A 17184-nucleotide genomic window follows, 5' to 3' on the forward strand; every position below is an offset into this window, starting at 1 on the left:
GTGATAGCGAAAAGCTAGTCTTGGTACTTGGCGGTTTTTTGGATATAACCTACTTTATAAATAAACCGTATGTACCTAATTTATAAAGATCCTTGGGGGATCTGACTTTGACTGCTGACAGTCCGATGCTTCGCATCGTGTTACTCGACAATGACCATGGTGCCCATGCGCCTCTGAGTCACCGTTTGTCTGCTGTCAAAGCCAGCCCCTATCAATTGATTCGTGCCGACAACTGGGATCACGCCCAGGCCATGATCGCCAGCGGCCCGGTGCAGGCGATTCTGGCGCGCAGCGATTTTCTGAATGTGCCCCGCGAATGCAGCGTGCCGATCATCCACCTGGCCGATGAGCCAGAATTTCACCCGTTGCCGCCTGGCATAACCGACAGTGTCTGGGATCAGTCCAGCGCCAGCGAACTGATCCGCTGCTTCAACTACGCCATTGAGCGGCATGCACTGCGCACCGCGCTTGATCATGCCGCCAGCTACGACCCACTGACCGGCATCTGCAACCGGCAAATGCTGCATGACCGGCTCAAGCAAGGCATGCGCCGGGCGCTGCGCAGCAATCAGCCGCTGGCCGTGCTGTTCATCGATCTGGACAACTTCCGCCACGTCAACGACACCCTCGGCCACGGGGCTGGCGACGCGATCATCTGCGAGGTGGTCGAGCGCCTGCGCCGAGTGCTGCGCAATACCGACACTATCGGCCGGATGGGCAGCGACGAATTTGGCGTGATCATCGAGGACTACGGCAGTCCTAGCAATTTGCTGCACATCGCCCAGAAGGTCACCAACGAACTGGCCGAACCGTTCTTTGTTGACAGCGAAAGCCTGTTACTCGGCTGCAGCGTCGGCATTGCCACCTACCCTGAAGGCGGGCAAACGGTCGACAGCCTGTTGCTGCACGCCAACATGGCCATGCAGCAGGCCAAGGGCCAACGTGGCTGCAACTTCCACTTTTACGATGACCGCATCAACCTGCAGGCCAACAGCCTGATTGAGTTCGAATCCTCCCTGCGCCAGGCGCTGCGTCGCAATGAACTGGAGCTGCACTATCAACCACGGGTCGATCTCAAAAGCGGCAATATCGTCGGACTCGAAGGACTGATTCGCTGGCGTCATCCCGAACGCGGCCTGCTCGGCCCCAACCAGTTCATTCCGCTGGCCGAGGAAACCGGACTGATCGTGCCTATGGGCTACTGGGTGATCGCCCGTGCCTGTCACGACCTCAATCAGCTCAAACGCCGGCGCATGCCGCCGGTGCATATCGCCGTCAACATGTCGTTCCGCCAGTTCCAGGACAGCCAGTTGCTGGCCACGGTCAAGCGCCTGCTGGACAAGACCGGCATCGATCCGCACAGCCTCGAGTTCGAGCTGACCGAAACCGCGGTCATGCAGAACCCCGAGCAGGTTCAGGTCACCATGCGCGGGCTGACTGGCCTGGGTGTACGCTTCTCGCTGGACGACTTTGGCACCGGCTTTTCCTCCTTCGTGCACCTGCACAACCTGCCGATCAACCTGCTCAAGCTCGACCGCAGCTTCGTCAAGGGCATTGCCGAGCGCGAGTCGGACCGGCAACTGGTCGGTGCGATGATCGAGCTGGGTCGCAGCCTGAATCTGGAGGTGGTTGCCGAAGGGGTGGAGCAGCGCCAGCAATTGGAAGTGTTGCGCGGCATGGGCTGTGATCAGGTGCAGGGCTACTTCATCAGCCCGGCGCTGGCTTTCGAGGAGTTGTGCTACTTCCTGGATGCCTACAGCATGGGCCGCGAAGAAGCATTAGGCCCGGTCTGAAACCGCAAGGCGCCACCGACCGATGTCGCGTGACCGGTGACGCCCTGCATTCACTACTATAGTGCAACCCTTTGCCCGCACCAGCCCCATCACCCCGGTTGATATCAGGCCATTGGCCGCCGATCCAGTTGCCGATACTGCAGAGCTTCGGCCAGGTGCGCACGCTCAATCGAGCTGACCCCATCCAGATCGGCCAGGGTGCGAGCCACCTTGAGCGCCCGGTGACTGGCCCGACGTGACAGGCCCAGGCGAGTGATCGCCAGCTCCAGCCACTGCTGGTCGGCCTCGCTCAGCCGGCAGTGCTCGCGCAGCGCCGCCAGATCCAGATGGGCATTCAGACAATTCTGACGCTGTTGCTGACGGGACCGGGCCTGCGCCACCCGCTGCGCGGCCTCCGCACTGCTGGGCTTGCCGACCTGTTCATGTCCCAGGCTGAAGGTTTCATTGAGCATACCCAAATGCAGATCGATACGATCAAGTAGCGGGCCGGAAAGCTTGCCACGGTAACGCTCGATCTGCTCGGGACTACAGCGACAGCGCCCGGAGGGATCGCCCTGATAGCCACAGGGGCAAGGGTTCATGGCCGCGATCAGTTGAAAGCGGGCCGGAAAGCTCAACTGCTCGCGAGCCCGGGCGATATGAATACAGCCCGACTCCAAAGGCTCACGCAGCATTTCCAGTACCTTGCGATCAAACTCGGGCAACTCGTCGAGAAACAGCACGCCCTGGTGGGCCTGACTGATCTCGCCGGGTCGAGGCTGGCTACCACCCCCAACCAACGCGGCGGCCGACGCACCATGATGGGGCGCGCGAAAGGGCCGCTGCGGCCAGCAGCTCAGGTCGGCCTGCCCGCAAACCGACTGGATCGCCGCCACTTCCAGCGCTTCCGCCTCACTCAAGGCCGGCAGTATGCCCGGCAAACGGCTGGCCAGCAGGGTCTTGCCGGTGCCCGGCGGGCCAAACAGCAACAGGTTATGCCCGCCCGCCGCCGCCACGATCAAGGCCCGCTTGGCCTGGGCCTGGCCCTGCACATCGGCAAGATCGGCCGTTACCGGTCGTGACTGCGGGCGCGACTCGACGTTGACCCCGGGTAATTCGCGCTCACCGCGCAGATGCTCGCACAACTCCAGCAGATGCTCGGCCGCGACTATCCGTACGCCGCGTACCAGCGCAGCCTCGGCGGCATTAGCACGCGGCAGCAGCAAGGTGCGATTCAGCGCCCGGCAGGCCAGCGCAGCCGGCAGCACCCCCTGAACCGGGCGCAACTCACCGGACAGCGCCAGTTCCCCCAAGCACTCGCATTCGTTCAGACAATCGCCGGGAATCTGCCCGCTGGCCGCCAGCAGCCCCAGGGCAATGGCCAGATCAAAACGCCCACCTTCCTTGGGCAGATCCGCCGGCGCCAGGTTGATGGTGATGCGCTTGAGGCTGGGGAACTCCAACTGGGCGTTCTGCAAGGCACTGCGGACCCGGTCCTTGCTTTCGCGCACGGCGGTTTCCGGCAGGCCGACCAGGGTCAGGCTCGGCATGCCGTTGGCCAGGTGAACTTCGATGGTGACAGCCGGGGCCTGAATGCCGAGCTTGGCTCGGCTATGAACTATGGCCAGGGACATGATCGCTCCTTGATCAGTCCACCTGCAGGTCAGGTGGTCGGTGGGGGGGTACGCTGCTCCAGGGCCTCGACCCGTTTTTCCAGGGCTTCCAGCCGTTCACGGGTACGCATCAGCACCGCCTGCTGGGTTTCAAACTCATCACGGCTGACCACATCCAGCTTGGCCAGGGCGCTTTGCAGCAAGGCCTTGAGGTGTTTCTCCAGCTCCGGCGGCGGCAATCCGCGCTCACTCATCAGCAACCGGGTGGCCTGGCTGCTGACCGCGTCAATCAACACTTTGTGCAACATGCTCTGCAACTCAATCGGCAATGGAATCGACCAGCCAAGGCTGGCGGCAAGTTGCCCAGTGTAGCACCCCCAGGCTGGCGGCGTCCCCAACCCTGGCGTGCCCCATGTGTGCACACAGCGGGCACTGAAGTTGTGAGCTATGCTCGATTTTGGTGCAAAGGCATGCGCAATTGGCCTGACCAAAACCATCAAAACATTGTTATTTAACTGAAAAATAAGGAAAAACGAAAACTGGCAGGGTTCCTGCTTAGCACATCGCAGCTGCCAAGGAAGGGATAACCCAAACGGGGCACCCACCTGAAGCTAGCCTGACTTTGCGAGGAGCCATCATCTAAGGAGCACAAGACGATGCGGCAGTTACACCCGGTTCGCGGGGCCATGACAAAACCTGGTTTTGTCGGCAGACCGGTCAACTGCATCAGCCTCGGAGCATTGTCCGTTTCTAAAAGCCTCTAACTCGGCATAGACTTGCCCTGTCCCCCCAGGGCAGTCCATCAAACGGGAGTATTGAAATGAAACTAGTAACGGCTGTTATCAAGCCTTTCAAACTGGACGACGTGCGTGAAGCACTGTCCGAGATCGGCGTTCAGGGTATCACCGTGACCGAGGTCAAGGGTTTTGGCCGGCAGAAAGGTCACACCGAACTCTACCGTGGCGCGGAATACGTGGTTGATTTTCTGCCCAAGGTGAAGATCGATGTGGCTATCGGCGACGACATGCTCGACCGCGTGATTGAAGCCATCACCAAGGCTGCCAACACCGGCAAGATCGGCGACGGCAAGATCTTCGTGGTCAATCTGGAGCAGGCCATCCGTATCCGTACCGGAGAAACCGGTACCGACGCCATCTGAGCCAAGGTTTACCGATTGAAATAAAAAAGCCTATATGGGGGGCTTACAATGGAAGATATCGTGCAACTCCAGTATGCACTGGACACGTTCTACTTTTTGATCTGCGGCGTCCTGGTTATGTGGATGGCAGCAGGTTTCGCCATGCTCGAGGCCGGTCTGGTCCGCACCAAGAGCACCACTGAAATTCTGGCCAAGAACATCGCCCTGTTCGCCATCGCCTCGGTGATGTACCTGCTGGTCGGTTACTACATCATGTATTCCTCGGAAAGCTCGATCCTGCCGAGCCTGGGCTTCTTGATCGGCGGCGAAAACGCCCTCGACGAAGTGCTGGCTGGTGGTGACGAAGCACCGTACTACTCCAACCGCGCTGACTTCTTCTTCCAGATCGTGTTCGCCGGTGCCTGTATGTCGATCGTCTCCGGTGCCGTGGCCGAGCGTATGAAACTGTGGGCCTTCCTGGCTTTCGCCGTGGTCATGACCGGTTTCATCTACCCGATCCAGGGTGCCTGGAGCTGGGGTGAAGGCTGGCTGGACGAAATCGGCTACTCCGACTATGCCGGCTCCGGTATCGTTCACATGGCCGGCGCCACCGCCGCTCTGGCCGGTGTGATCCTGCTCGGCGCACGTAAAGGCAAATACGGTCCGAACGGCCAGGTCAATGCCATCCCCGGCTGTAACCTGCCGCTGTCGACCCTGGGTATCTTCATCCTGTGGATGGGCTGGTTCGGCTTCAACGGCGGTTCCGAGCTGAAAATTTCCGACGTCGAGTCCGCCAACAACGTCGCCCAGGTTCTGGTCAACACCAACATGGCTGCTGCCGGTGGCCTGATCGCAGCGATGATCGTGTCACGCATCCTGTTCGGCAAGACCGACCTGACCATGACCCTCAACGGCGCCCTGGCCGGCCTGGTGGCCATAACCGCCGACCCGCTGTCGCCGAGCGCCTTCGCTGCCGTCCTGATCGGTGCCGTAGGTGGGGTGATCGTGGTGTTCAGCGTCCTGGGTCTGGACAAGCTGAAACTGGACGACCCGGCTGGTGCCATCTCGGCCCACGGCTCGGCTGGTATCTGGGGTGTTCTGGCCGTACCGCTGACCAATGCTGATGCCAGCTTCGGCGCTCAGCTGATCGGGGTCATCGCCATCTTCGCCTTCGTCTTCATTGCCAGCCTGATCGTTTGGAGTATCCTCAAGGCGGTCATGGGCATTCGCGTCAGCGAAGAAGAAGAGTATGAAGGTGTCGATATCGCCGAGTGCGGTATGGAAGCCTACCCGGAGTTCACCAGCGCCAAGAAGTAAACTCCGCAGTACCTTCGCTGTATCACAGGGCGCCTACGGGCGCCCTGTTTCATTAGGGAGACTGAGTATGTGGCTACAACGCACCATTGAGCTGCGAGCCCGACCCCGGGGCTTTCACCTTATCGACGCCGAAATCCTGGCCGCGCTGCCGGAGCTCAAGCTGCTCAACACCGGCCTGCTGCACCTGTGGCTACAGCACACCTCGGCCTCACTGAGCATCAATGAAAACGCCGATCCACTGGTACGCGACGACCTGGAAGCCATTTTGCGCCACCTGGTTCCGGACAGTACGCCCTTCTTCAAGCACACCTATGAAGGCCCTGACGACATGACTGCCCATGTCAAAAGCAGCCTGCTGGGTGTGCAATTGAGCATTCCGGTCAGCAATGGACAATTGACCATGGGCACCTGGCAGGGTGTTTATCTGGGTGAACATCGTCAACAGGCCGGCAGCCGGCGACTGCTGGCTACGCTGCAAGGTGAGTGAATAAGTGCATCGCATTGCTGCTCCCCAGGCGCTGTTTTAGGGCATAAGCCCATCTTTCAACATCAGCCAAAATCCGGAAGATAAGCAACCAATTGACTTTAAAGACATTTTTATAAAGCAATAATTGGCACCAAGCATGCATAGTCCTTTAGTGAAACGGGATGAGTCGCTGCTGACTCATGACGCATCACACACTGGAGTGGTATCTAGGCGAACTAGGGTTCCGATCCGCATCAGCGGATGACTGGTCCGAGAGTTTTCCGGCTTCCATGGATAAGGAGGCTACACGGCGGGACAAAAGCCCGGGAGACCGTCATGACGACGCAGTCACCCGTACTTTTTTCTCACTGTGTAGGAGTGATTACCATGACCGCACCCATGCTTGGATCTCTGCGCAAGACACTGGCCGGCATCACCCTGGCTGCCACAACCACCCTGATGCCTCTGGCTGCTCAGGCCATCGAAACCCTGAAAATTGGCACTGTGGTCTGGGCTGGCTATGGGCCTTTCTATGTCGCTGACAAACTCGACCTATACAAAGACCTGGGGCTCAAGGTCGAACTGCAATTCTTCAACGATCCCGCACTGATTCCTTCGGCAATGGCTGGCCGAGCCCTGGACGGGGGCATGCTGACCTATGATCAGGTCGTGGGCTCGGTCGCCAAGGGTCTCAAACACCGTGTCGTCATGCCCATCGACTTCTCCAATGGTGGCGATGCCATCGTAGCCGACAAATCGATCACCTCGATTGCCGACTTCAAAGGCAAGACGATTGGCTACAACCCACTGTCACCCTCCGACTTTCTGCTGGCCTACGCACTGCAAACCCATGACTTGAGCGAGGCCGACATTCGCCCAATCAATATGACCCCTGAAGGTATTCCCTCTGCTATGGCATCCGGCAGCCTGCCAGTTGGCGTGACCTATGAGCCCAACGTATCGCAGATTCTCAACATGGGCTCAGGTGAACGCTTTCATGTGATCTATTCCTCCAAGGACGCTCCAGGTCTGATCACCGATGTGCTGGTTTTCGACGAGCGGGTGATCAATCAACGCGGCAAGGCCATTAGCGCCATGATCCAGGGCTACCAGGCTGGCCTCGACTACATGCAGGCCAATCCCGAAGAGTCAGCAGCCATCATCGGTGAGGTGCTGGGTGTCAGTGCCGCCGAAGCCATTGAACAGATGGAAGGAGTCTACAACATCCCTCTGACCGAGATGGCCGCAAACTTTGAGCCGTCCGACTCAACCCTGTCGTTCTACGGGAGCGGCGCAGTGATTGCCGAACTGCTGCTGAATAACCGGCAGATCCCAGCTATTCCCGACTTTTCCGCCACCTACGACGCCAGTTTCGTCAAGGCACTGACCGAGTAACACTCGCCCGGGCGGCCGTGGTCGCCCAGGCTCAAACAAGGTGATAACTCCATGTCCAAGAGCAAACCCTTATTCCGTTACGCTGACGGCCTGCTGCCGAACAGTCTGGCAATGGCCTATGGCCTGGGCGGCTATATCCTGGGTCTCGCCCTGTTACTCCAGCCAAGCTGGTGGCTGAAGCTGCCCGGCATGCTGCTGCTGGCCCATGCCATGATCATTGGCGCCTATCTGATTCATGAGTTTGCACATGGCACCATCTTCAGCAAGCCCGTTCACAATAGCCGGGCCGGCGAGCTGTTCAGTTGGCTGACCGGCGGCTGCTACGCCGATTTTCAGGATCTGCGGCGCAAGCACATGCGCCATCACGTTGATCGCGCCGATGTCATCACCTTCGACAGCAAGGTATTCATCAACGCCCTGCCGGGCTGGGTACGCAAGCTGATTCTGGCGCTGGAATGGGCCTACGTACCTGCGGTCGAGCTGATCATGCATTTTTATGTGGTACTGATGCCATTTATCAGCCAGAGCGAAAAACACCGGGCCCGGCGTGGCAAAGTATTGGCCATCATATTGACCCGCAGTGTGCTGTTCGCCCTGCTCGGCTGGCTGTCCCCCAGCGCCCTGGTACTCTACTGCGCGGCCTGGCTGATCATGATCACGGTGCTGCGCTTTGCCGATGCCTACCAGCATACCTACGACGCTGTCGCGGTACTGGAAGATGATGGCAAGATCCCGGCCGACAAGCTGCGTGACCGGACCTACGAGCAGCTCAACACCTTCAGCAATGTGGTGTCACTGCGCTGGCCGGCACTCAACCTGCTGCTGCTCAACTTCTCTTTCCATAACGCCCACCATGAAAAACCTGTAGCGCCCTGGTATCGCCTGCCCAAACTGCATCAGGAACTGTACGGCGATGGCTACCGCCAAGTCGTACCTATGGCTGAACTGCTCAGCAGTTTTCACCGTCATCGCCTGCGCCGGGTAGTCAATGATGACTACGGTGAGTTCGTTGATGGGCCCAGGCGTGCCGAAAACTTCTACGGTGCTGTGGGCGTGTCCTTTCTGACGGCGGTTTAACCATGCAGACACTGGATTATCAGGGTCGGACGGTACTGATCAGCGGTGCGGCCAGTGGTATTGGCCTGGGCCTGGCGCAAGCCTTTGCGGCCCAAGGAGCAAAGCTGGAGCTGATCGACCGCAATGTCCAGGCGCTGGCGGGTACGCTCGAACAACTGTCGGCGCTCACTCAGGTTCGCGGCCACGCAGTGGATCTGAACGACGACCTTGCAGTCAGCGATTACGCCACACAACTGCGCCAGCGCCTGAGTCGGATCGATGTGCTGATCAACAATGCCGGCATTGAACTGCCAACTCCGGTTCAGGATCCTGCACCGGACGCCAACCAACGCTGGCAGCTGCAGCTCGACAATAACGTGGTATCGATGCTGCGCCTGACCCGTGCAGTGCTGCCACTGCTTGGTGAAGGCAGCAGCGTAATCAACCAGTCCTCGATCTGGGGCCTAAGCGCAGTGGCCGGATTTTCCGCCTACGTCGCCAGCAAGCATGCGGTGATCGGCTTGACCCGTTCACTAGCCTGGGAACTGGGAGGGCAGGGCATACGGGTCAACGCGGTTTGCCCCGGCTGGGTCGGTACCGAGGCAGCCTTTGCCTCGCTGCGCAGCATGGCCCGGAAAAGCGGACGCTCCGAGGCCGAAGAGCTGAAACACATTCTGGCCGCACAGGCCATTCCTCATCTGCTGACACCGGCGGACCTGGCTGGCACCTTTCTGTTTCTTGGCGCCCCGGTATCGGCTGCCATTACCGGGCAGGCCATTGTGGTCAGCCGTGGGGAGGTCATGCACTGATGCTGACAGTCGATTTAACCGGCCAGCGCATCCTGGTCACCGGCGCAGCGACCGGCATTGGCCGGGCCTGTGCGCTGATGCTGGCCAGGCAAGGAGCGGAGGTCTGGATCAATCATCTTGACCAGGCCGATGCCAGTGCCGCACTGGTCAGCCAAATTCATGCAACGGGCGGCCTGGCCACGGCAATTGAGGCCGATATCAGCCACCCCGATGCGGTCGAGGAAATGTTTGCCCGCATCACCAGCGCCGGCCCATTGCACGGCCTGGTCAACAACGCCGGGATCATTCAGGAACAGAGCTTTCTGGAGACCAGCGAGGACGACTGGCGGCGGATCATGGCGATCGATCTGGACGGAGTGTACCGGTGTTGCCGCCAGGCACTGGCAGGCATGACCACTACCGGCACTGGCAGCATCGTCAATATTGCCTCAGAGCTGGGCCAACTGGGCCGGGAAAACTACGTGGCCTATTGCACGGCCAAAGCAGGCGTGATCGGCCTGACCAAATCACTGGCCCGCGAATTCGCGCCGCAGATTCGCATTAACGCGGTCGCCCCCGGACCGGTGGAAACCGCGATGATTTCGCTGGAACACATGAGCCAAGAGTGGATTGCCAGGGAACTGGCGATCCCGGCCGCACGACTCGGTCGACCAGAGGAAATTGCAGCCGCCGTCTGCTTTTTACTTTCACCCGCCGCGAGTTTTTTTACCGGCCAGGTTTTAGGCGCCAACGGCGGTGCCTGGATGGGTGGCTGATGTTCCGTCCCGAGCTGCTCCTAACACTCGGCACCTTGTACGGAGTAACCCACCTGTCTGGGAGCATCGCTGATTGGCCTGGCCGTAATGGCCGACTGGCCGGAATGCAAACCACTTGAGGGTACAGAGGAGCAATGTGATGACAAGCGTCTACATGGATCAGATTAGCTGGGTAGAGTACCAGCAGCGTGTAGAGCAGGGCGCGGTGGTGCTTCTGCCCTGCGGCGCCACCGAACAGCACGGTCCGCATCTGCCGCTGGGTACCGATGCCCTGCTGTCAACCGCACTGAGCGCTGATGTAGCCGCTCAGATCGGCGGAATTGTCGCTCCGGCACTGGCCTACGGCTACAAGTCGCAGCCCAAGTGCGGCGGCGGCCAACACTTCTGCGGCACCACCAGTCTTGATGGCGCAACCCTGATCGCGCTGGTGCAGGATGCGGTGCGCGAATTCGCCCGTCATGGTGTCAAGCGACTGGTACTGGTGCTCGGACACTACGAAAACACCTGGTTCGTCACCGAGGGCATCCAGCTGGCGTTGCGCGAGCTGGGCCCGGCCTGTGACCTTGAGGTGATGCGCCTTGAGCACTGGGACTTCTGCCGCGAAGAGACCCTGGATGACATCTTTCCCGACGGCTTCCCCGGCTTTGCGCTGGAACACGCGGCAGTGATCGAGACCTCGTTGATGCTGCACTACCTGCCCCATCTGGTCAGCCTTGAGCAGATCCCGAACGACCCGCCAGCGGACTTTCCACCCTATGATATGTACCCGACCCGCACCGAGTGGGTGCCGCCATCCGGGGTGCTTTCCTCGGCGCGGGGCTCGACCGCCGAGAAGGGCGCGCGCATGGCTGATGACATCGTCACCGGCATCACCGCTGCCGTGCGTCGTGAATTCAAGCTGGAGGCCTGAGATGCTGACGCTGCAGCCATCCCGAACCGCGCTGCTGCTGATCGACATGCAGCGTGATTTCTGTGCCCCCGGTGGCTATGCCGATCAGGCCGGGCTGGATATTCAGTGCCTACGCGCGCCGATCCCGACCCAGCAGCGGCTGCTGGCGGCGGCGCGGGCAGCAGGGATGTTGGTGGTACACACCCGTGAAGGGCACCGCAGTGACCTGTCCGACCTGCCTGACTGGAAGCGTGTGCGCGCTGAACGCAGCGGAGCACCGATTGGCGCGCCGGGCCCTTTGGGTCGGCTGCTGGTACGCGGAGAGTACGGCCATGACCTGATCGACGAGCTGCAGCCGCAGGTCGGTGAGCCGGTGATCGACAAGCCCGGCTACTGCGCCTTCGCTGCCACCGACCTGGAGCTGATTCTGCGCACCCGCGGTATCGACAGCCTGATCATCACCGGCGTGACCACCGAGGTCTGCGTCAGCTCAACCCTACGCAGCGCCATCGACCGCGGCTTCAATTGCCTGACCGTTAGCGACGCCTGCGCGTCCGCGCATCCGGAGCTGCACACCGCGGCACTGGCGATGATCAGCGTCGAGGGTGGCATCTTCGGCGAGGTCTGTGACAGTGCCGCGCTGCTCAGCGCGCTGCGGGAGGCTGCATGACCCAGGTACAGAAACTCTGGCCGCTGCTGACCGCGACCCACCACTACGACAAGTCGATCTCGACCCGCGGTCGCGGCCACGGCGTACAGATCGAGGCGCCGATTCTGGCCTTCCTGATCGAAACGAAGCAGGGGCGGGTGCTGTTCGACGTCGGCTGCGACTACAACAAGCTCAGCGATCCGGCGCTGCGTGCTCGCTGGTATGACCCGGAGGCGTTCCCGATGGGGCCGCCGCAAATGAGCGAAGAGCAGCGGCTCGAAGCGCATCTGGCCAAGCTCGGGCTGACCTGCAAGGACATCGACATGGTGTTTCTCAGCCACCTGCACTTTGATCACGCCGGTGGCCTGTGCGACGTTTGTGGCGCCGAAGTGCACGTGCACGAAGACGAACTGCACGCTGCCCGCGAACCAGCCGACGACGCCTACTTCGCCGATGATTTTGCCGGCAATGTACGCTGGCGTCTGCAGCAGGACGAGTACGATCTGTTGCCTGGGCTGCGGGCGATCAACACGCCGGGTCACACCGCCGGGCACATGTCATTGATGATCGAACTGCCGACCGGCGCGCCGGTGATTCTCACCGGTGATGCCGCCGACCTGAGCGAAAACCTCGACGACGAGATCGCTCCCGGTCTGTGCTGGCGCGACCGCGAGGACATGGCGCTGGACAGCATTCGCAAGCTCAAGCGCATTGCCGGTGAGACCGGCGCCGAACTCTGGCCAAACCACGATATGGCGTTCTGGCGCACCCTCAAACGTTTCCCGGAGTACCACGCATGAAAGCGGTTCCCGAGGCCTATCACGGCGTCTGGCAGCGCACCTTGCTGCGCCTGTCGGACGGCACGGAAGACACCACCACCCGCGTGTTCTGGCTGCAGAGCGCGCATCTGCACGCGGATCTGCGCATACCCGATCCGATGCCAAAGCTGCCGCTTGAGCGCGTCGCTCAGGCGGGTTTTGCCGGGCTGACCGAAGCGAGTCTCGGCCGTTGCCAGTGGCATAGGATCATCGACTTTCACCCCGACAGCGGCAGCGATATCGGCAACATGCAGTTCGTCAGCAGTGAAGTGGTGCATGAGACCGCGCTGGACGACAGCTATCTGGAAATCTGGCAGCGGCTGCCGGACTCGCGCGGCGCTGTGGCCGAACTCTGGCTGCAGAGCTCTGACGGCTCGGGGCGGCAGGCCTGCCTGCTGCGCGCCGGTGACTACTTCATGTTCGCCGCTGATCGCCCACAGCGCCTCGGCCGTGGTCGCTCGCTGCTGGAATACCTGCAGTTCGACTGCGCCCGCAACGCCGAACACCTGCTTGGCTGCGAGCTGACCTTTGGTCGCATCAAGGGTGGTGAGCGCCCCTGGCAAATTCTCTGCAGTACCCTACCGGCCGCGACCGGCGGCCTGTTTTCCGTAGCGGCTGACCCCGAGCGCTGGGATGCGTTGCCGGTCGCCTGGCTCGGCACTCATCCCCCTGAAAACGGCTGGCAGCCAGCCCCCGTGCCCCGCCTGCAGGATCTGACTAAGGAGACACTGGTATGAATGCACCAGCCCCTACACCTGAAACCCGCACGGCTGCGGCCAAGCGCAAAACCCGTTCGCGCTGGTGGGTCGTACGCGGCAGCCTGCCGCCACGGACCGGTGCATTACTGAGCGCCCTTGGCCTGGCCGCTCCCTTTTTCATCTGGTGGCTTTACACTGCGCTGGGCCTGAACGACCCACTGTTCATGCCCAGTCCTGATGCCGTGCTGGAACGGGTGATCAACTGGTGGCAGCAAGACGGTCTCTGGAATGACATCTGGATCAGTGTCTATCGGGTTATGGCTGGGTTTCTCATCTCGGCCATCATCGCGCTGCCATTGGGGCTGTATCTGGGTACCTACAAACCAGTGCAGGCAACCCTGGAACCCTTGATCGACTTTATCCGCTACATGCCGGCGGTGGCATTCATCCCGCTGGTCATGCTCTGGGTCGGGATTGGCGAGGGCTCGAAGATTCTGATCATTTTCATCGGTACCTTCTTCCAGATGGTGCTGATGGCCGCCGAAGACATTCGCCGGGTACCAATGGCGCAGATCGAGGCCGCGCAAACGATGGGCGCCACGCGCAGCGAAATCATTCGTCTGGTGATACTGCCATCGGCTCGCCCGGCACTGCTCGATACCCTGCGCATCACCTGCGGCTGGGCCTGGACCTATCTGGTAGTGGCCGAACTGGTGGCCTCCAATTCAGGACTGGGGTACGCCATTCTGCGCGCCCAGCGCTACATGCATACCGACAAAATTTTCGCCGGCATCCTGCTGATTGGTCTGATTGGTCTGTTGACCGACCAGGCGTTCCGCTGGCTGGGTCGCCGCGCATTCCACTGGCAGACGAGGTAAGCTCATGAACCAGTCCTGTATCAGCATTCGTGATCTGGGCAAACAGTTTGAAGCCCGCAACCAGACCATCGAAGCGCTGCGCAACGTCAATCTTGAAGTGCAGCCCAACGAATTCATCACCTTTGTCGGCGCTTCCGGCTGCGGCAAATCCACCTTACTGCGTATCATGGCCGGGCTGGAAACCCACAGTACAGGCGACATCCTGCTGCGGGGCGAGCCCATCGACGGCCCCGGCGTGGACCGCGCCATGGTGTTCCAGCATTACAGTCTCTACCCCTGGCTGACGGTAACCGGGAACATCAAGTTCTGCCGCCAGCTCAAAGTGATTGCCGACACCGTGCACAGTCAGTCCGATGTTGAAGTCGCCAGCGGCCGGGCAGACGCATTGCTGAGCCTGATGGGCCTGCAGAACTTTGCAGGCGCCTATCCCAGCCAACTGTCCGGCGGCATGCAGCAACGGGTGGCGATTGCTCGCGCGCTGATGCCGCGACCGGATTTTCTGCTGATGGACGAGCCGTTCGGCGCGCTGGACGCGCAGACCCGCGAAGTGATGCACGACCTGATTCTGCACGTACACCGGCTGGAAAAAAGCACCATCCTGTTCGTCACCCATGATGTGGAGGAGGCGATCTACCTTGGCACCCGGATTGTGCTGATGGCACCCCGGCCTGGCCGGATCGACAGCATCTACGAGGTGCCGTTGCCAAAGGTGCGGCATCAGGACATGAAGCTAGAGCCGGAATTCATCGCCCTCAAACGCGAAATCCTGAACCGCATCCGGGAGACCTCCGGGGTACAAACCGACCTTGAGCAACTGGCACGCCTGAGCGAGGGAGCTCCGCTATAGCCCTGTATTGGGGACAAGCCCTGCAAATCGAAAATTTTTCACCAAGCTACTAGCCAAATCCCTCTGTTGCGCTATATATAGCGTGTTTTCCCCGGGAGGCATTTGGGATGAGTGACGACGATATTGAAGACGATGACATCGATGGCGTAGACGACAGCGATGTCGATGATCTGCCAGAGACCGATGATGACGAGCCGGTAGCCAGCGCCAGCAGCAAGGGCCGCAAGAAAGCCGCCGAAGAAGACGAGCTTGAAGGCGCCTCGCTGGAAGCCAAGGCCCGTGAGCGTGAGATGCTGGCTCGCCAGATCGAAGAGTTCATGGCCCGTGGCGGCAAGGTTCAGGAGATTGGCGACAACGTAGTCTCCGATCCGCCGAAAAAGCCTGACAGCAAGTACGGTAGTCGACCGATCTGAAACGGTGAATCTGGCGATTGCAAGGGCTCAACATCGTAGCCCTTGCAGTGCCAGCCCAGCAATTGCCTAGCTGGGTTTATAGCGTTCAATCCACCCGGCAATTTCCCCCAGACAGCGCACTTCACCATCCGGCCTGGGCAGATCTGGCCAGTCGCTCCCCAGGCGGTTGAACCACAGGCTGTGCATGCCCACCCCCTGAGCACCGAAGATATCGTCTTGCGGGTGGTCGCCAACGTGCAACGCCCGACCCGGCTCAACCCCAACCCGTTGCAGCGCGGCCAGGAAGGGCTCGGGCTGAGGCTTGCTGATGCCTACCTCGTCGGCCGAGACAATCGCCTGGAAGTATTTCGCCAGCCCAAGCCGGCGCACATCGGCATTGCCATTGGAAATGGTCGCCAGCGCATAACGACTGGCCAGATCAGCCAACAACGCCTCGGCATGGGGAAACAACTCAACCGCATGGCGGGCATCGAGAAAAACCTGAAAACCGGCCAGGGCCAGCGCCTGCGCCTCTTCGACTGGATAGCCGGCCTTGCGCAGACCATGCTCGAGTACTGCGACGCGCAGCGCTGTCACCCTATGGCGCAGCTCTGGATCACGCTCCAGCACCTCACGACGCAAGGCCTTGCGGGCCTCGGCGTCCAGCCGTTGAGCGAACAGCGGGGCCTGCCGTACCAGCCAGACCAGCAGGGTCTGCTCGGCGGCCGCAACCACGCTTTCGGTTTCCCACAGGGTGTTGTCCAGATCGAAGGTCACCAGTTGCAGCATGATCAGTGGTTATCCGTACTCTTGCGCTTGGCCCGTGGATGGGCCTGATCGTAGACCTGGGCCAGGTGCTGAAAGTCCAGGTGCGTGTAGACCTGGGTGGTGCTGATGTCGGCATGGCCGAGCAGCTCCTGCACCGCCCGCAGGTCGCTGGAAGATTCCAGCATATGGCTGGCGAAGGAGTGACGCAACATGTGTGGATGCAGGTGCTGACCGAGCTGATTGACGCCCCAGCGGCGAACCCGCAACTGAATCGCCCGCGGTGTCAGACCGCTACCCCGCTGGCTGACGAACAGCGGCTGGCTGTCGCCAGCCAGGCTCGGCCGGGACTTAAGCCACTGCTGCAGCGCTTCGCGGGCCAGCCGGCCAACCGGCAAGATCCGGGTTTTACCGCCCTTGCCCAGAACCCGAACCTCGCCTGCGGCCAGATCCAGATCACTCAGCTGCAGACCCGCCAGTTCCGACAGCCGCAGGCCGGAGGAATAGAACAGCTCGAGCATGGCCAGATCGCGGCAGGCCAGCCAGTCGTCCTCACTCGGGCCGTCCAGCAGCCGTGCGGTCAGATCGGCATCCAGAGTCTTTGGCAGCTTGCGCGGACTCTTGGGCGCGCGCAGATCAACGGCCGGGTTATGCCGGCACAGCCGCTCACGCAGCAGGTAGCGGTAGAAACTGCGCACCGCACTGAGCAGGCGCTGCAAACTGCGACCCGACAAACCGGCCTGATGCTGGCGGGCCACGAACAGTCGCAGTTGCTGCTCGTGCAGCGCGGACCAGTGCTGCAAACCCTGCCCGGTGGCAAAACGCGCCAGACCCTCAAGATCATGCCGATAGGCGCTCAGAGTCCGGGGTGACAATTGCCGTTCATGGGCCAAATGGCCGAGAAAGCCTTCCAGAGCCGCTTGCAGC

Annotated in this window: 19 protein-coding genes and 1 riboswitch; of the genes, 15 read left to right on the top strand and 4 right to left on the bottom strand. The window is 60.9% G+C overall.

The window, feature by feature from the left end:
• Positions 1-125: 125 nt before the first annotated feature.
• Positions 126-1793, top strand: a complete 1668-nt coding sequence (locus C2846_RS13365) for a putative bifunctional diguanylate cyclase/phosphodiesterase (RefSeq protein WP_119701651.1) — start codon at positions 126-128, stop codon at positions 1791-1793.
• 104 nt (positions 1794-1897) lie between these two features.
• On the opposite strand, the gene C2846_RS13370 is transcribed toward C2846_RS13365, so the two are convergent.
• Together C2846_RS13370 and C2846_RS13375 are read right to left on the bottom strand one after the other, a co-directional pair.
• The gene (locus tag C2846_RS13370) at positions 1898-3406 is read right to left on the bottom strand and encodes a YifB family Mg chelatase-like AAA ATPase (protein ID WP_119701652.1); all 1509 of its coding nucleotides are present in this window, start codon (positions 3404-3406) and stop codon (positions 1898-1900) included.
• 29 nt (positions 3407-3435) lie between these two features.
• A complete protein-coding gene (locus C2846_RS13375) occupies positions 3436-3693 on the bottom strand; it encodes an accessory factor UbiK family protein (protein WP_080048888.1) in 258 nt (85 codons plus the stop codon).
• A gap of 512 nt (positions 3694-4205) precedes the next feature.
• On the opposite strand from C2846_RS13375, the gene glnK reads away from it, so the two are divergent.
• The 14 genes from glnK (at position 4206) to C2846_RS13445 (ending at position 15513) form a co-directional block, all read left to right on the top strand.
• Positions 4206-4544, top strand: coding sequence for a P-II family nitrogen regulator (gene glnK / locus C2846_RS13380; RefSeq protein ID WP_080048889.1), 339 nt, complete (start codon positions 4206-4208; stop codon positions 4542-4544).
• A gap of 48 nt (positions 4545-4592) precedes the next feature.
• Entirely contained in the window at positions 4593-5840 is a 1248-nt protein-coding gene (locus C2846_RS13385) for an ammonium transporter (protein WP_080048890.1), read from the top strand.
• 67 nt (positions 5841-5907) lie between these two features.
• Positions 5908-6327, top strand: a complete 420-nt coding sequence (locus C2846_RS13390; protein ID WP_080048891.1) for a secondary thiamine-phosphate synthase enzyme YjbQ — start codon at positions 5908-5910, stop codon at positions 6325-6327.
• A gap of 204 nt (positions 6328-6531) precedes the next feature.
• Positions 6532-6638: riboswitch (guanidine-I (ykkC/yxkD leader) on the top strand.
• Between the two features lie 55 nt (positions 6639-6693).
• A complete protein-coding gene (locus tag C2846_RS13395) occupies positions 6694-7701 on the top strand; it encodes an ABC transporter substrate-binding protein (RefSeq protein ID WP_231705566.1) in 1008 nt (335 codons plus the stop codon).
• A gap of 51 nt (positions 7702-7752) precedes the next feature.
• Entirely contained in the window at positions 7753-8778 is a 1026-nt protein-coding gene (locus C2846_RS13400) for a fatty acid desaturase family protein (protein WP_080048892.1), read from the top strand.
• Positions 8779-8780: 2 nt separating this feature from the next.
• Positions 8781-9566, top strand: coding sequence for an SDR family NAD(P)-dependent oxidoreductase (locus tag C2846_RS13405; protein WP_080048893.1), 786 nt, complete (start codon positions 8781-8783; stop codon positions 9564-9566).
• Positions 9566-10321 (top strand): SDR family NAD(P)-dependent oxidoreductase, encoded by a 756-nt coding sequence (locus C2846_RS13410; protein WP_119701653.1) that lies wholly within the window; start codon positions 9566-9568, stop codon positions 10319-10321. Before C2846_RS13405 ends, C2846_RS13410 begins: the two co-directional genes overlap by 1 nt.
• Positions 10322-10460: 139 nt before the next feature.
• The gene (locus tag C2846_RS13415; protein WP_080048895.1) at positions 10461-11231 is read left to right on the top strand and encodes a creatininase; all 771 of its coding nucleotides are present in this window, start codon (positions 10461-10463) and stop codon (positions 11229-11231) included.
• A gap of 1 nt (position 11232) precedes the next feature.
• Positions 11233-11880 carry a cysteine hydrolase family protein gene (locus tag C2846_RS13420; RefSeq protein ID WP_205890216.1) on the top strand — a complete coding sequence of 216 codons (648 nt, stop codon included), beginning with the start codon at positions 11233-11235 and terminating at the stop codon, positions 11878-11880.
• A complete protein-coding gene (locus tag C2846_RS13425; protein WP_080048897.1) occupies positions 11877-12659 on the top strand; it encodes an N-acyl homoserine lactonase family protein in 783 nt (260 codons plus the stop codon). Before C2846_RS13420 ends, C2846_RS13425 begins: the two co-directional genes overlap by 4 nt.
• A complete protein-coding gene (locus C2846_RS13430) occupies positions 12656-13414 on the top strand; it encodes a hypothetical protein (RefSeq protein WP_119701654.1) in 759 nt (252 codons plus the stop codon). Before C2846_RS13425 ends, C2846_RS13430 begins: the two co-directional genes overlap by 4 nt.
• Positions 13411-14253 carry an ABC transporter permease gene (locus C2846_RS13435; RefSeq protein ID WP_080048899.1) on the top strand — a complete coding sequence of 281 codons (843 nt, stop codon included), beginning with the start codon at positions 13411-13413 and terminating at the stop codon, positions 14251-14253. Before C2846_RS13430 ends, C2846_RS13435 begins: the two co-directional genes overlap by 4 nt.
• Positions 14254-14257: 4 nt before the next feature.
• Positions 14258-15100 (top strand): ABC transporter ATP-binding protein, encoded by an 843-nt coding sequence (locus C2846_RS13440; protein ID WP_119701655.1) that lies wholly within the window; start codon positions 14258-14260, stop codon positions 15098-15100.
• A 107-nt stretch (positions 15101-15207) separates the two neighbouring features.
• Entirely contained in the window at positions 15208-15513 is a 306-nt protein-coding gene (locus tag C2846_RS13445; protein ID WP_119701656.1) for a hypothetical protein, read from the top strand.
• A 66-nt stretch (positions 15514-15579) separates the two neighbouring features.
• On the opposite strand, the gene C2846_RS13450 is transcribed toward C2846_RS13445, so the two are convergent.
• Both C2846_RS13450 and xerC read right to left on the bottom strand, forming a co-directional pair.
• Positions 15580-16281, bottom strand: coding sequence for an HAD family hydrolase (locus C2846_RS13450; RefSeq protein ID WP_119701657.1), 702 nt, complete (start codon positions 16279-16281; stop codon positions 15580-15582).
• A 2-nt stretch (positions 16282-16283) separates the two neighbouring features.
• Positions 16284-17183, bottom strand: coding sequence for a tyrosine recombinase XerC (gene xerC / locus C2846_RS13455; protein WP_240638204.1), 900 nt, complete (start codon positions 17181-17183; stop codon positions 16284-16286).
• Position 17184 lies beyond the last annotated feature (1 nt).

The organism is Pseudomonas jilinensis (assembly GCF_003586265.1).
GTDB lineage: Bacteria > Pseudomonadota > Gammaproteobacteria > Pseudomonadales > Pseudomonadaceae > Halopseudomonas > Halopseudomonas phragmitis.

Excerpts from the sequence above, each read along its gene's own strand:
- C2846_RS13365 (WP_119701651.1), top strand. The coding sequence starts at position 126 with ATGCTTCGCATCGTGTTACTCGACAATGACCATGGTGCCCATGCGCCT.
- C2846_RS13370 (WP_119701652.1), bottom strand. The coding sequence starts at position 3,406 with ATGTCCCTGGCCATAGTTCATAGCCGAGCCAAGCTCGGCATTCAGGCC.
- C2846_RS13375 (WP_080048888.1), bottom strand. The coding sequence starts at position 3,693 with ATGTTGCACAAAGTGTTGATTGACGCGGTCAGCAGCCAGGCCACCCGG.
- glnK (WP_080048889.1), top strand. The coding sequence starts at position 4,206 with ATGAAACTAGTAACGGCTGTTATCAAGCCTTTCAAACTGGACGACGTG.
- C2846_RS13385 (WP_080048890.1), top strand. The coding sequence starts at position 4,593 with ATGGAAGATATCGTGCAACTCCAGTATGCACTGGACACGTTCTACTTT.
- C2846_RS13390 (WP_080048891.1), top strand. The coding sequence starts at position 5,908 with ATGTGGCTACAACGCACCATTGAGCTGCGAGCCCGACCCCGGGGCTTT.
- C2846_RS13395 (WP_231705566.1), top strand. The coding sequence starts at position 6,694 with ATGACCGCACCCATGCTTGGATCTCTGCGCAAGACACTGGCCGGCATC.
- C2846_RS13400 (WP_080048892.1), top strand. The coding sequence starts at position 7,753 with ATGTCCAAGAGCAAACCCTTATTCCGTTACGCTGACGGCCTGCTGCCG.
- C2846_RS13405 (WP_080048893.1), top strand. The coding sequence starts at position 8,781 with ATGCAGACACTGGATTATCAGGGTCGGACGGTACTGATCAGCGGTGCG.
- C2846_RS13410 (WP_119701653.1), top strand. The coding sequence starts at position 9,566 with ATGCTGACAGTCGATTTAACCGGCCAGCGCATCCTGGTCACCGGCGCA.
- C2846_RS13415 (WP_080048895.1), top strand. The coding sequence starts at position 10,461 with ATGACAAGCGTCTACATGGATCAGATTAGCTGGGTAGAGTACCAGCAG.
- C2846_RS13420 (WP_205890216.1), top strand. The coding sequence starts at position 11,233 with ATGCTGACGCTGCAGCCATCCCGAACCGCGCTGCTGCTGATCGACATG.
- C2846_RS13425 (WP_080048897.1), top strand. The coding sequence starts at position 11,877 with ATGACCCAGGTACAGAAACTCTGGCCGCTGCTGACCGCGACCCACCAC.
- C2846_RS13430 (WP_119701654.1), top strand. The coding sequence starts at position 12,656 with ATGAAAGCGGTTCCCGAGGCCTATCACGGCGTCTGGCAGCGCACCTTG.
- C2846_RS13435 (WP_080048899.1), top strand. The coding sequence starts at position 13,411 with ATGAATGCACCAGCCCCTACACCTGAAACCCGCACGGCTGCGGCCAAG.
- C2846_RS13440 (WP_119701655.1), top strand. The coding sequence starts at position 14,258 with ATGAACCAGTCCTGTATCAGCATTCGTGATCTGGGCAAACAGTTTGAA.
- C2846_RS13445 (WP_119701656.1), top strand. The coding sequence starts at position 15,208 with ATGAGTGACGACGATATTGAAGACGATGACATCGATGGCGTAGACGAC.
- C2846_RS13450 (WP_119701657.1), bottom strand. The coding sequence starts at position 16,281 with ATGCTGCAACTGGTGACCTTCGATCTGGACAACACCCTGTGGGAAACC.